This window comes from Paenibacillus sp. Y660, from assembly GCF_057221575.1.
On the sequence record NZ_JBXBBJ010000031.1, the window covers coordinates 16,625 to 29,571 of the forward strand.

Sequence of the window (12,947 nt, forward strand, 5' to 3'; positions counted from 1 at the left end):
TGCGCTAATCATAAAACATTTGTAAATTTAGAAGAATCCCTTACTCTTTACATTCATGGTCGTATTCTGACCTATTCCTTCTATCATTCCATAAGCATGTTATAATTCATTACATACTTCGAAGATACCCACTATAAGCATAACCTTCAGGAGGGAATATCATGTTTAAACTAATGATTGTAGAGGATGAACCCATTATAAGGTTGGGTCTAAAACATTATTTTTCATGGGAAGAGCTTGAGGTTCATTCCATTATTGAAGCAGAGAACGGACAGGACGGACTTGCTCTGGCTCTTCAAGAGAAACCTGATCTGGTCATCACCGATATTCGTATGCCTGAGATGGACGGTCTTCAAATGATAGAGCAAATCCGTATGAAACTCCCAGATACGCTATTTATTATTTTGACAGGTTTTAATGATTTTGAATATGCGCAGAGAGCAATCCGCGCAGGCGGGGTCCATGCTTTCCTGCTTAAGCCTTTGGAATATGAGGAGAGTCTGGCATCGATCCAAGATTGCATAGATAAGCTGAAGGAGAAACGTCTAGAGCTGCAAAGCCTGTCTATTTTGGAGACGGAGATGAGACAAAGCTGGAAGCTAAAAGGGAGCGAGCTCGTGAAGCTTCTGCTGGAGGAAGAGCATGCTGCGGTAGATGAGACTATGATCGGGGAGCTTTGCGGGCTTCCGAGCAGTGCGTATGTCTATCAGCCATTTGTACTGACTTGGCTTCCACGCTTGAAAGCGCATTCCCAGCCTAGCAGCTGGGGCAGACAGCAAGCGGACATTTTTTTAATGGAAGCAGCGGAGTCGCTTTTCCCCGAATATAACCAGCGGCATATTTTCACCTATACGTATAAAACGAAGCTCTTTGGAATGATTGTATGGCCAGTAGAGGATTCTAGCGACGAGGTCGTCCCTATAGAAGAGAAAGTAAAGGAACAATTAGACCTTATGCTGAAAATCGCCGGCATAGCGCATCATACTTTGCTGTTCATGGGGTTAGGTAAACTGACATCCGATTTATCCCAAATAAAAAATTGGCTGCACGATTCCGATAAAGCGCTGTATCAGCGTTTTTACGATGCAGATCGCAGCTTATTCCTTGCCGCAAGCTTAAGCGATGCCTCCCAAACGGCCAAAGCAACGCTTATCCAGCTGGGTGAGAATGATAGGAAACGGATCATCGCTTGCTTAGAGAGCGGCAATGAGCTGGAGACAAGGCTGCTGATGCAGCAGCTGGCGCAAACTATTTTGAGCAAAACAACCTATGCTTCATTTGAAAAATCGCTCGCCTATTTGCAAGAGCTGATCAGCGTCATTATTCGTTTTGCCAACAAAAACGGCATTCACATTGAAGGTGTCTATAGCGAAAAGCTCTTAAACCTTACATTCATCGATGATTTCCCAACGCTTGAAGCTCTCTTCGACTGGCTTGGCAGGTGGATGGTGCATTTGGGCCTTGTTTACACGGAAGGGTTAACGCAAAACCATCAGCAGGACGTCATCATCTTTGAGCATATCGAATCGTTCATCAAGCAAAATATCGATCAAGAGGTTACGCTGCAAATGGTTGCCGACCGTTTCTTCTATAATCCCTCTTATTTGAGCCGTCTGTTCAAGCGGAAATTGGACAAAAACTATATGCGGTTCGTCACCGAAATTCGCATCCAATTTGCACAGGAATGCTTGAAGAAGCCCGAATATTTGGTGACGGATATTTGTACGATGTGCGGCTATAAGAGCTATAAGCATTTTGTCAAAACGTTTAGAAGCATCACAAATATGACACCTACCGACTATAGAAAACAATCAGGATGGTGACCCTGTGAGAAAATTAGGACGGTCTACCTACCAATATCGAATGAAGCATGTCAATCATCAAATTTTTGTGCTTATGGTTTTGACGATTACCGTCCCGCTGCTCTTCATTTCCGCAATCATTTACATCTTTTCAAATCAAGCCGTCAAAAACGAATATCAAAGCAGCTCCAGCCTCATTCTCAATAATCTGTCCTTTAATATTGACCAGTATTTGCAAAGCATCGAGAAAGGCACGCTGAATGCCCAGATGGACAGCCGGCTTCAAATTGCGCTTGAGCACTGGACGAACAGCAAGGATAATACCGGGAACGATCAGAGCATTCAGTACGGAAATACGATCGAGCATTTCATCAGCTCCATTGAAATGACGATTAAAAATGTCGATAGCGTACAGATTTATGCGGGGTCCCGTGTCTTTTATTCCGCAAATTTCAACCGTGCCGATTACGATTTTAAGGATTTTACCCAAGAGGATTGGTATATTCAGACGCAGCAAAAAAAAGGGGGAGTCATTCTTTTTGGCAGCCATACCCCCTTTCATCGAACCAATTCCAAAGCACCGGTCATTTCAATCGCAAGGGTAATCAACAAGGTTGGCAGCAAACAGCCGCTGGGGGTTATGCTCATTGACATTCGCCTCGATTCCTTGCGGGAAATATTGCAGCTTTCCGAGACGAGCAAGCGCAATTTTATTATTATCGATGATAATGGCGGCGTCACTTACCATTCGGATGCAAACACAGACATCAGCAAATCGATATCGTTAGAGGATAAAACGCTCCGTACCTTGCTGGAGGAAGACGCTGGCAGCTTTTATGCTGATGTAGCCGGTACCGAATCGTATATAAACTTTGTGACCTCCGATTATTCGAATTGGAAGGTTATTCAATATATCGCCGAGAAAGAGATGACGAAGCAGGCTGCGTTTCTCGGTAGAATCATCTTAACGCTGGCGATCCTATCGCTTGGCACAGCCATTTTGTTTATGTACATCTTGTCGGAGCGCGTGACAAAACCGATTATTCTATTAAGCAGGCAGGTCAAAATGGTCGGCATGGGGAAATTCGATGTGGATTTAAGCAGTGATCGGCAGGATGAATTTGGCGTTCTGTATCAAGGCATTCGCAAGATGGTCGAGGATCTGCAAAACTATATCGAAAGATCCTCTATGGCAAAGGCACAGCAAAAGGTAGCTCAGTTCGGCGCGCTAAAGAGCCAAATCAACCCGCATTTCCTAGCGAATGTACTCGAGTCCATTCAGATGAAGGCAGTCATCAACGGGCAGCGCGATATCGGCGAAATGGTCGGGATAGTCGGACGTTTGTTTCGAGTACATATTCAAACCGGCAAGGATACGGTTACACTGAAGGAGGAGCTGGAGCATATCCGTCTCTATGTGAAAATACAGCAATTGCGCTTTGGCGATAAAATTCAATACATTGAACGGCTGGCAGCGGATAGCGAGACCATTCAGGTGATGCATTTCTCGCTGCAGCCTTTAATCGAGAACGCCATCGTACATGGATTAGAGCGTCGCAGCGGACCTGGCCAGCTCGAAGTGTCCACTTTAAGATCGGGCAGCGAAGTGATCATTATGATCAAGGACAACGGGGTCGGCATGAGCGAGGAGAAGCTTAAGCAGCTTCGGTACCGTTTATCGCAGCCATCTGATACACTTGACGAGGCGCATATTGGAATCAAGAACGTGCATGATCGAATTCTGTTTTACTTTGGGGAGCAGTACGGCATCGAGATTGACAGTCAGCTAGGAGAAGGAACGACGATTTGTATCCGGCTGCCTGCAAACCAAGCTTAAATAAAGGAGATACTATGCTAGGATTCGCGATTTTACTAGGCTTTAACTTACTCGGAAGCTGGCTCCATCTGAGCCTTCATATCCCTTTGCCAGGCAATGTTATCGGTCTTATTCTCTTTCTCATTGCCTTATTTACCAAAGTCATTAAGCTGGAATGGGTGGATACAGCGGCAAGCTGGCTTACCGGACATATGATGCTGTTTTTTATCCCTTTTTTGGTCGGGACGATGGTCTTTTTCCCGCTGATCGGATCAAGCTGGCTATCGATTGGCATTGGCGTCATCGGCAGCGCTGTAGCCTCCCTTCTGGCAACGGGGTACGTTACAACTAAGCTGCTGCGGAATGAAGCGCAAGGCGGTGTGGAATGAATCTGCAAGAATGGCTGAGCCAACCGCTATTTGGCATTGCGCTTAGCGTTATAGCCTATGCCGCCGCGCAGCTCATCCATCAACGATGGCGCTGGCTGCACCCGCTTTTTCTGTGCTCGGGCTTTATTATCCTGCTGCTGCTTAGCTTTCAAATCCCTTATGAGGCATACCAAGCAGGCGGAGACGTCCTTACCCTCCTGCTTGGTCCTGCGACGGTAGCTCTCGGCGTGTCGATTTATAAACATTTTAATTTGATCAAAAAACATATCGTAAGCATCCTAATCGCGATAACCGTTGGCTCTATTACGAGCATCGCAAGCGCCGCCGCTCTTGTGGCCCTGCTTGGCGGAAGCCGCGAGATCTTGCTCAGCATGCTGCCAAAATCGGTCAGCTCGCCCATCGCGATAGAAATATCGCGTCAGTTAGGAGGCTTGCCCGAGCTTACCGCTGTGCTGACAGTGCTTACTGGACTCTTTGGCAGCATGTTCGGGAAAAAGCTGTTAGCATCGCTCAAGCTGACAAATGGTATTGCGATAGGCATTGCCATTGGCACGTCCTCTCATGGAATCGGCACAGCAAGGCTCATCAAGGATTCCGAAATACAAGGCAGCATGAGCGGCTTTGCCATGGGTGTAGCTGGAATCATTACCTCCGTGCTGTTCATCCCCATCTATTGGTGGCTGACTAACTGAACGAATTGAGAGCTAAGGGGCAGCTAGCCCCTTAGCTTTTCATTTATCTGGTTTTATTGGAATTAAGCGGTCCACAGCACGAAGATTGGGATACTTTTAATGCTGTCTTTGGTCGCGACACGCTGCATACGCCCGTTTCAGGCAGATGAAGCTTCACTTCCCGTGCCGAATCCCAATCGCCTGCTAATGCTGCAACCACGCTTCTAACTTGCTCGTAGCCCGTCGCGAGTAAAAAAGTAGGTGCACGACCGTAGCTTTTCGCTCCGACGATATAAAATTGCGGCTCCGGCTGACTGAGCTCTGCTTCTCCGTGCGGGCGAACGGTACCGCAGCTATGAAGGTTAGGATCAATGAGATCTGCCAGCTTCGGTACGCACTCAATGGAGGAATCGGCTGCATATCGAAGCTCTCTGATGAAGGAGAAATTTGGTCTTGCTCCCGTTGCAGCAATAATCTCGTCCACACCGTTGATCGAATCGTCTGTCCCAATGAGGTTTAATCTCTCGCCCTCTTGTTTAAGACCCTCGATATGAAATGGCGTATGGACGTTTATTACTCCTTCTTTGACAAGCGCAGCAGCACGTGAACCAAGCTTTCCTCTAGCAGGCAGACCGTCAAGCTCGCCGCCTCCAAAAGCATCGCCAATCGATTGTTTTCTTAAAACCCAATGAATCGTCGTTTCAGCATTTTCCAATTTCAGCTCATGCAGCAAGAGTAGGGCATGGATTGCCGAGTGTCCGCTCCCAACGACTGCCACCGTTTTACCTGAGTATCGACTTGCTTGAGATCCTTTAATATCAGGAATGCCATAATGAATGTGCGAGCTATATTCGGTCTCTTTCGCAGCGTAATCACCGCTGGCTCCAATCGGGTTTGGTGTTCTCCATGTACCTGTAGCGTCAATGACTGCAGAAGCCTCGAACCGATAGACAACGTTAAGGCTCTCGTATACGACTTCGAATGGCATCTTTTCTCTGCCCGCTGTTTTCATTTTATCCAGGCCTTTGCGATGAATGGCTGTTACCCTTGCCTCGGTCCTAATGTATGGCTTTAATTGATCCAGTTCTGAGAGTGGAAACAAGTATTGATCAAATAGTTGTTTGCCGGTTGGCAGTTCCTCTTTTGGCGGAGCAGTCCATCCTGTCTCGGCAAGAAGCTCCGCTGCTGCAGAATCAATGTTAAACTCCCACGGAGAAAACATTTGGATATGGCTCCATTCCAGTACCGACGCCCCAACCGAAGCTCCCTGTTCCAATAATACAAAAGGCATTTCTCTTTTTGCTAACTGGGCGGCGGCTGCCAAAGCAACTGGGCCTCCACCAATAATAGCTACAGGCAATGGATTTTCCATCGTAATTCCTCCTCGATTTTCATGCATTTGTTATTTAAACGTAAGTCTCACTAAGATTTATGAATTTCTTCTTGTTGCCCTTTTTAGTTGCTTCACTACATATTTAGCATCAGAACCTACGCCACGTATGGTTGCTGATGCAAAGGTACGTTGACCGGATAAGCCAAGATAAAATAATCCCGGCACCGTGCTGCTTACACCTCCCTTCTGTACCGCATAACCTCGATCATCCACTGCACCTTCAACGCCATGAAGATACGGGAAAATAGACTTAAAGCCAGTGGCAAAAATAATGCTGTCGATTCTCTCTTTTGTTCCATCAGGCCAAATGACCCCTTCGGCATCCATTTTTTTGAACATGCTTTTCTGTTCAAGCTGGCCATTTTGCAGCTTGTTTTTGAAACCGCCGATATCAATAGCTCCGCTGGGACTGCCTACAGTCTTACCAAAGCGCCAAAAAGGAAATTTATCATACCCTATCATCTTCATCCAAAAATGAATGTCTCTCCCGAGTAATCGTTGCGGTAATAGTTGAACAGGTTGAAGCACTGCAAGAGTAGTGACAGAAGCGTGCTCACTAATCTCAACCCCTATCTGCACAGCTGAATTGCCTCTGCCAACAACGATAACTCGCTGGTTGCGGAAGGAGTCGGCTTTCCGGTACTCGGAAGAATGAATAAGGCTCCCTTTAAAATCTTCCCTTCCTTCCAGCACCGGACTGAAAGGCTGATTAAATGAACCAGATGCGCATACGATGTTTTTGGATCTATATACCTCGCCGCCGGCTGTGTGGATGTAGAAAAGGCCGTTTCTTTCCACTCGCTCCACCCGAACATTAAAATGGATCGGAAAGCGATGATGCTCGGCATACTGCTTAAGATAAGAAATGACCTCATCTCTATTCGGATATGAATCAGCTTTCAACGGAAATGGCATCCCTGGCAGAGAGGAATAGCTCGCTGGCGAAAATAATCTCAGGCTGTCGTAGTATTGCGGCCATGATCCAGTCGGTTCGGAATTCGCTTCTAAAATGACATAATGGCGTTCATTTTTGTTAAGATGATATCCGGCAGCAAGACCTGCTTGCCCGGCTCCGATCACAATTACATCGTATATTTCGCTCATAATATCTCCATTCTCCAATTAAATTTATTGCACTTTGCAAGTATTTACTTAAAAAATATGGAGTAATCAACATTACCCCATAGGTGTACAGCACATTTTTGATTTTTGCATGCTTGTAATCAGCAGCCGTAGCGAACGGAGGACAGTCTCCTTCTCGAACTCATTCATAAATGAAAAAACTTCGTCTAAGTAATCGTTCATCATTTTTTCAATCGAACCCGCTACAAACTTCCCTTCTGTCGTCAGTGAAAGCAGAAACACTCTGCCATCTTCAGGAGATGCAGTTTTTTTAACTAGCTTACTCTTGATTAAGGATTGAATTTGCCGACTAAAGGTCGTAATATCCACGCCGAGCGTCTCAGCGACCTTATGCATGGAAGGCATGCTCTGGCGCCCAATTTCGTAAAGGATATGGCTGTGAATGAGCGATAAATCCAGACCGCTAATTTGACAGCAGTTCTTGTTCAACAAACCAAACTGCCTTGCAAGGACTTGCAGCAATTCTCTTGGGTTATCCATTTTTCATTCCCCCTGTACTATTTATAAATGTTTTACTTGTAATTTGCAAGTTATATTTTCACAAAATCTTTATATGCGTTTTCACTTATATAATGCTTTACTTATATAATCAGCTGTGTATAATAAACATTGAAAGATGCCCATAGCAAGTGAATTTAAGGAGTGATTGCATGATTCAACCGATTGACTCTCTTTCCGATACCTTAAAGCTGTTGTCTGATAAGACTCGCCTTACCATTCTCGCCATGCTGAAAGAAAAAGAATTGTGCGTTTGCGATATCGTGACTATTCTCGCAACCACACAGCCAAATGTTAGTCAGCATTTAAAGAAATTAAAAGTTGGCGGGCTGGTAAATGAAACGAGGCAGGCACAATGGATTTACTATTCATTAAATCTTGAGGATAAGCCTTACCTTCATGGCATTCTAGATGTGCTCCCGTCCATGAGAGAGGAAATAAAAAAGCTGAGCACTGACTGCTGCAATTAGCGGCCATGCAAGGTTCCAGCGCTAATAGTATGAACAACGAGATGGTATGACAACGATTTTTAGGAGGAACTATGTTAGTTATCGCATCTATTATTTTTCTCATTACTTTGATTTTCGTTATTTGGCAGCCTAAAGGCTTAAATATCGGCTATTCGGCTGTTGGAGGAGCAATACTCGCCCTGCTCTTTGGCGTTGTTGATTTGAATGACGTGTGGGACGTAACCGGCATTGTCTGGAACGCAACCTTAGCTTTTGTCGCGGTCATCCTGATCTCGCTCATTCTAGATGAGATTGGATTTTTCGAATGGTCGGCACTGCATATGGCACGCTTTGCAAAAGGCAACGGGTACCTCATGTTCTCCTTCGTCGTATTGCTCGGGGCTGCTGTCGCCGCTTTTTTCGCAAACGATGGCGCCGCACTGATTCTTACTCCAATTGTTCTCGCCATGGTCAGAGCGCTCAAGTTTGATGATCGTATGATCCTTCCATTTATTATGGCTAGCGGATTTATTTCCGATACGGCTTCCTTGCCGCTTGTGGTCAGCAACCTGGTCAACATCGTTTCATCCGATTTCTTTGGTATTGGATTCGCCGAGTATGCCAGCCGAATGATTATTCCAAACTTCTTTGCCGTTGGCGCAAGCTTGCTCGTACTATTCCTATTCTTCAGGAGAAGCATTCCTAGGAGCTATGATCTCAACCAGCTCAAACAGCCTCGTGATGCGATAAAAGATATGCGTATGTTTAAGCTGTCTTGGATTGTTTTAACTGTATTATTGATCGCTTATCTCGTAAGCGAGTTCATCCACATTCCGGTATCGATCGTTGCTGGCATAGCCGCTATCGTCTTTATTTTCGCAGCACGCAGAAGTCCAGCCATTCATACGGGTGCTGTCATCAAAGGGGCACCATGGTCGGTTGTCGTCTTCTCCATCGGCATGTATGTTGTCGTTTACGGCCTTCGTAATGTCGGTCTCACGGATCAGCTCGGCGAGGTGTTCCAGTGGACAGCGGATCAAGGTTTATTTATGGCAACGATCGGTACGGGCTTCATTGCTGCGATTCTCTCATCGATTATGAACAATATGCCTACCGTTATGATCGATGCTTTGGCTATACAAGGCACGAATACAAACGGTGTGTTACGAGAGGCTCTCATTTATGCAAATGTTATAGGTTCCGATTTAGGTCCTAAAATTACGCCAATCGGCTCCTTAGCTACTTTATTGTGGCTGCATGTGCTGTCCAAAAAAGGCGTGAAAATTACATGGGGCTATTACTTTAAAATCGGAATCGTACTTACGCTTCCTGTTCTGTTTATTACGCTAGTCGGCCTTTACTTATGGCTTAGCATCATCCACTAAACGAATTTCAAAGGAGATAGGAACAATGGAAAAGAAACTGGTTTATTTCTTGTGTACGGGCAACTCTTGCCGGAGTCAAATGGCGGATGGCTTTCTTAGTGCCCTCGGCAGCGAACAGTACGAAGTGAAAAGCGCAGGTCTTGAAGCGCACGGTTTGAACCCAAGAGCCGTTCAAGTGATGAAAGAAGCAGGCGTAGATATTAGCCAAAACACCTCTAATGTGATTGATCCAGAGATTTTGAATCGCGCTGTCTATGTCATTACTCTTTGCGGCCATGCCGATGAGCATTGCCCTGTCATCTCCAATCCGAATGTGGTGAAATGGCATTGGGGCTTTGATGATCCGGCTAAAGCAGTCGGCACAGAGGATGAAATTATGGATCAATTCCGAAACGTTCGCGATGCCATTAAGGCGCGTGTCGAGAAGTTTGTGAGAGAGGGACAATAAGATGTCCGCTATCAAAAGAATGCATGTTGCGGTCAACTGTACGGACTTGGAGAAATCGCTGACTTTCTACCGATCATTTTTCGGAACAGAGCCAACTAAGGTCAAAGACAATTATGCAAAATTTGAATTGGATAACCCTTCTCTTCACTTTTCATTAAACGTGCGCTCCTTTGAAAAGAATGGTGTGCTTAACCACCTTGGCTTCCAGGTAGATAATACCGAGGATGTACTCGAGATAGGTGAACGTTTGAGACTGGCAGATCTATTGCTAATCGATGAAATGAATACCACCTGCTGCTATGCTGTTCAGGACAAAGTATGGGTGTACGATCCGGACGGCAACGCATGGGAGATTTTTTATACGAAAGAAGATTCGGAGTTTGAATCGGCTGGCGATCAACGTGATCTTTCGTTATGCTGCGCTCCTCCTTTCGCACCCGTTCCAGTGGCGTTTCCATCATTCAAAAAACAATTATTTTAAAAAGCAAGGAGAGCTTAAGCATGAATAAAACGTACCACGAATTAATACCAGGTCGTATATATATGGGCGGCGCCGATGACGTACAAGCCATGGTCGATCATGATGGCGTTGAAGTCGTCGTGGATTTAAGAGAAGAGTCTCAGCAATGCGCGGCTGCAGGTGAAGGATTGAAATGGATCAAGATGCCATTAAGCGATGAAGCGAATGAACCGCAACAAAAAATGCTTCATACCGCGATTAAAGCTGTTGTAGAGAGCTACAAAGAAGGCAAAAAGGTCGCATTTCATTGCGGAGGCGGCAAAGGCCGTACGGGGACCGTTGCATACGGGACACTGCTTGAATTAGGCCTAGCCGATACCATTGAAGATGCAGAGCAGCAAGCCCAGAGCATTCGCTCGATATTGAATATAAAGCAAGCGCAGCGCGAAGCATTAGAAGCCATTTATTCTTAATAAACAGAGGAACGTTTGCATGGCAGGCTGCCGGTAAACGTTCTTTTTTTGTGGAAAACAGATCTTCAAGCATTGATAGATCAAGCCGGCGGCTCGGCCTATGTTTGGGGACTATCATCCGGGGCGGTACTTGCCCTTCAGGCAGCAGCAAGTGGGGTAAATATTAAAGGGACTCGGCCATACGAACAAACTCGATTCAAAAAAAATATCATCGGAGCTTACAGCATTTTTTATGGATAATCACTAAGTTTTTTACTTAGTACCTTTATTCTCATCTATAAGCAGCTTTAGCAAAAATGATTTTAAATCGACAATTCGCAAATATTCCGGTCTTTGATAAGTTCCGCATATGATTAGTGGAATCAGTGATTCATCTTTTCGAATCGATCCGTGACCTCCGCCGCCCTTATGCAAAGGCGAGCTTCTATCAGCGAGTTCATAGCCCGGTTTTGCAGTGACTACCAAGAACTTTCCTTTGTGAGAAAACAAAGCTCCTGACAAGCGTTGTAAAACATCAGGATATTGGCCGTATTCCAGCCTATGATTTGTTTTCATTTTTAAATCCAACACCTCAGTATCTTGCTCAATTGTCCATGTTTGTTTATAAGGGTCGATTACGCTGCCTTTAGCTTTGTACTTAAGCTCTTTTGCTGTTTTTCCTTGGACGGCATAAATCCAACCGTTTTCCTTCCAGGAAACAAAATCAATGCGCGGATCGGCTTTTACCAGATTCGCAATGTCTCTTAACGATTGGCCCGCTTGAAGTGTATATACGTAAGCCATCGTTTCATTTACGGCTAGAACGATTTCCGTTTCTTGCTTAGCAGCTTCTCCCTGCCGCAGAACCTGATAGTCTACGAAAATAGAGGGCAGGTCGATAACCGGATTTTTTTCGGCAGGCAAAATTTGAGTCATTCCGCTATCCCCTGCGATTACAAAAATCGCTTTGCTTAAGGCTTTTTCAGGAGAACCGAATGTTTTTAATAAGGAGTTAAGCTGCCGATCCAGTTCCTTGACTCCTTTGATATCGTAAGGACCTGTCTTATGCAGCTTCTGATCCAAATCAGGCAGATAGACATATGAAAAATCCGGCAATTTATTTTCATTGATCAAGTACTGAATCATTTCAATGGAAAATGAATTATTTAGGCCCAAACGACTGGTCAAACCGTCAGACAGACTTTTAATGCCTTGAAGCGGATCGGATAAGGAACCTAAGGCAAAATAATCCGGTCCTTTTACTTTCACTTCGCTTGGCAAAGAGGTTGTGCCTTCTACCCACGGAGGAATCGAAAGCGTATGATCACTTATCCCCCGATAGATCAAACCGTTAATAGAACCGGATTTCAGCCCATGCTGCGCCAGCTCTTCATAGATGGTAGGCACTTGCGGATTCAGATGCTTCCCGTTTAAGTTGATTAATGCATCAAACAAGACCGGATCAACGCCATGCTTTATTACTTCCATCGGTCCGGTTCCGTAATTGATAACCTTCTTTTCGTCCGTAGAATACCAGGTCAGTCCCGGCACATGATGGCGATTTGGATATTGACCAGTAACTAGTGAGCTGTCAATGGTTACAGACATTGTGGGAAACGAGCTCACCATGTCCTTAAAATATTGGCCGTGTTCGATGAGGAATTGAAAAGTGGGAAGCTCATTTTGCCGAATGCCTTCATCAATCGCTCCAGACATTAAAGAATCAATAACCAGAAGGATGATTTTTTTCGACTGATCTCCTTTAATTGATTTTACGTGCATTAAATCTTGTTCCTTCGGTTTTGATTCCTGACTTTGGCATCCAAATGTAATGGCTAAAATAAAGATGATCAGCCCTAGCCGGCTCATTTTTTGTCTCAAGTTAACTCCACATCCTCGAAATGGTTTAGACGTCTTTTTATTTTTATATAGCTGAGTTGAATTGGTTTATTTTACCCATTTGCTCACTTCGTATCCTCCCAAAGTAAAACATCCAATCTGACTTGCTTATATTGAACAAAAAAAAGACCATTAATTAATG

General features: G+C 45.0%; 13 protein-coding genes and 1 pseudogene. 10 read left to right on the forward strand and 4 right to left on the reverse strand.

Annotated features, from left to right (window positions below):
* Positions 1 to 161 precede the first annotated feature (161 nt).
* From AC2TDN_RS23220 to AC2TDN_RS23235, 4 genes are read left to right on the forward strand one after another with little or no spacing between them, the layout of a single operon-like run.
* On the forward strand, positions 162 to 1,823 hold the full coding sequence (locus AC2TDN_RS23220) for a response regulator transcription factor (protein ID WP_484690333.1): 1,662 nt from the start codon (positions 162 to 164) through the stop codon (positions 1,821 to 1,823).
* A gap of 4 nt (positions 1,824 to 1,827) precedes the next feature.
* Positions 1,828 to 3,639, forward strand: a complete 1,812-nt coding sequence (locus AC2TDN_RS23225; RefSeq protein WP_484690334.1) for a cache domain-containing sensor histidine kinase — start codon at positions 1,828 to 1,830, stop codon at positions 3,637 to 3,639.
* 14 nt (positions 3,640 to 3,653) lie between these two features.
* A complete protein-coding gene (locus AC2TDN_RS23230) occupies positions 3,654 to 4,007 on the forward strand; it encodes a CidA/LrgA family protein (RefSeq protein ID WP_482067427.1) in 354 nt (117 codons plus the stop codon).
* The gene (locus tag AC2TDN_RS23235) at positions 4,004 to 4,699 is read left to right on the forward strand and encodes an LrgB family protein (protein WP_484690335.1); all 696 of its coding nucleotides are present in this window, start codon (positions 4,004 to 4,006) and stop codon (positions 4,697 to 4,699) included. The genes AC2TDN_RS23230 and AC2TDN_RS23235 overlap by 4 nt, the downstream gene beginning before the upstream one ends.
* Positions 4,700 to 4,742: 43 nt before the next feature.
* Here the strand turns inward: AC2TDN_RS23235 and AC2TDN_RS23240 are convergent, their stop codons facing one another.
* The 3 genes from AC2TDN_RS23240 to AC2TDN_RS23250 form a co-directional block, all read right to left on the reverse strand.
* On the reverse strand, positions 4,743 to 6,050 hold the full coding sequence (locus AC2TDN_RS23240) for an NAD(P)-binding domain-containing protein (RefSeq protein ID WP_484690336.1): 1,308 nt from the start codon (positions 6,048 to 6,050) through the stop codon (positions 4,743 to 4,745).
* A gap of 57 nt (positions 6,051 to 6,107) precedes the next feature.
* Entirely contained in the window at positions 6,108 to 7,175 is a 1,068-nt protein-coding gene (locus AC2TDN_RS23245) for an NAD(P)-binding domain-containing protein (protein ID WP_484690337.1), read from the reverse strand.
* A gap of 72 nt (positions 7,176 to 7,247) precedes the next feature.
* Positions 7,248 to 7,694, reverse strand: a complete 447-nt coding sequence (locus AC2TDN_RS23250) for a MarR family winged helix-turn-helix transcriptional regulator (protein ID WP_482067431.1) — start codon at positions 7,692 to 7,694, stop codon at positions 7,248 to 7,250.
* Positions 7,695 to 7,867: 173 nt separating this feature from the next.
* Between AC2TDN_RS23250 and AC2TDN_RS23255 the strand changes: the two genes are divergently transcribed.
* The 6 genes and pseudogenes from AC2TDN_RS23255 to AC2TDN_RS23280 form a co-directional block, all read left to right on the forward strand.
* Complete coding sequence (locus AC2TDN_RS23255) at positions 7,868 to 8,182, forward strand: ArsR/SmtB family transcription factor (protein ID WP_482067527.1); 315 nt, start codon at positions 7,868 to 7,870, stop codon at positions 8,180 to 8,182.
* Between the two features lie 71 nt (positions 8,183 to 8,253).
* Positions 8,254 to 9,546 carry an arsenic transporter gene (locus AC2TDN_RS23260; RefSeq protein ID WP_482067432.1) on the forward strand — a complete coding sequence of 431 codons (1,293 nt, stop codon included), beginning with the start codon at positions 8,254 to 8,256 and terminating at the stop codon, positions 9,544 to 9,546.
* 25 nt (positions 9,547 to 9,571) lie between these two features.
* Complete coding sequence (gene arsC, locus AC2TDN_RS23265) at positions 9,572 to 9,994, forward strand: arsenate reductase (thioredoxin) (RefSeq protein WP_482067433.1); 423 nt, start codon at positions 9,572 to 9,574, stop codon at positions 9,992 to 9,994.
* A gap of 1 nt (position 9,995) precedes the next feature.
* Positions 9,996 to 10,475 (forward strand): ArsI/CadI family heavy metal resistance metalloenzyme, encoded by a 480-nt coding sequence (locus AC2TDN_RS23270; RefSeq protein ID WP_482067434.1) that lies wholly within the window; start codon positions 9,996 to 9,998, stop codon positions 10,473 to 10,475.
* A 20-nt stretch (positions 10,476 to 10,495) separates the two neighbouring features.
* Positions 10,496 to 10,927, forward strand: a complete 432-nt coding sequence (locus AC2TDN_RS23275) for a protein-tyrosine phosphatase family protein (protein ID WP_482067435.1) — start codon at positions 10,496 to 10,498, stop codon at positions 10,925 to 10,927.
* Positions 10,928 to 10,987: 60 nt separating this feature from the next.
* Positions 10,988 to 11,092: pseudogene (locus tag AC2TDN_RS23280) on the forward strand (alpha/beta hydrolase); the annotation flags it as partial.
* A gap of 87 nt (positions 11,093 to 11,179) precedes the next feature.
* Here the strand turns inward: AC2TDN_RS23280 and AC2TDN_RS23285 are convergent.
* Positions 11,180 to 12,787, reverse strand: coding sequence for an alkaline phosphatase family protein (locus tag AC2TDN_RS23285; RefSeq protein WP_484690338.1), 1,608 nt, complete (start codon positions 12,785 to 12,787; stop codon positions 11,180 to 11,182).
* Between the last annotated feature and the right edge of the window lie 160 nt (positions 12,788 to 12,947).

Coding starts and splice junctions, on each gene's coding strand:
- AC2TDN_RS23220 (WP_484690333.1), top strand. CDS start 162: ATGTTTAAACTAATGATTGTAGAGGATGAACCCATTATAAGGTTGGGT.
- AC2TDN_RS23230 (WP_482067427.1), top strand. CDS start 3,654: ATGCTAGGATTCGCGATTTTACTAGGCTTTAACTTACTCGGAAGCTGG.
- AC2TDN_RS23235 (WP_484690335.1), top strand. CDS start 4,004: ATGAATCTGCAAGAATGGCTGAGCCAACCGCTATTTGGCATTGCGCTT.
- AC2TDN_RS23240 (WP_484690336.1), bottom strand. CDS start 6,050: ATGGAAAATCCATTGCCTGTAGCTATTATTGGTGGAGGCCCAGTTGCT.
- AC2TDN_RS23245 (WP_484690337.1), bottom strand. CDS start 7,175: ATGAGCGAAATATACGATGTAATTGTGATCGGAGCCGGGCAAGCAGGT.
- AC2TDN_RS23250 (WP_482067431.1), bottom strand. CDS start 7,694: ATGGATAACCCAAGAGAATTGCTGCAAGTCCTTGCAAGGCAGTTTGGT.
- AC2TDN_RS23260 (WP_482067432.1), top strand. CDS start 8,254: ATGTTAGTTATCGCATCTATTATTTTTCTCATTACTTTGATTTTCGTT.
- arsC (WP_482067433.1), top strand. CDS start 9,572: ATGGAAAAGAAACTGGTTTATTTCTTGTGTACGGGCAACTCTTGCCGG.
- AC2TDN_RS23270 (WP_482067434.1), top strand. CDS start 9,996: ATGTCCGCTATCAAAAGAATGCATGTTGCGGTCAACTGTACGGACTTG.
- AC2TDN_RS23275 (WP_482067435.1), top strand. CDS start 10,496: ATGAATAAAACGTACCACGAATTAATACCAGGTCGTATATATATGGGC.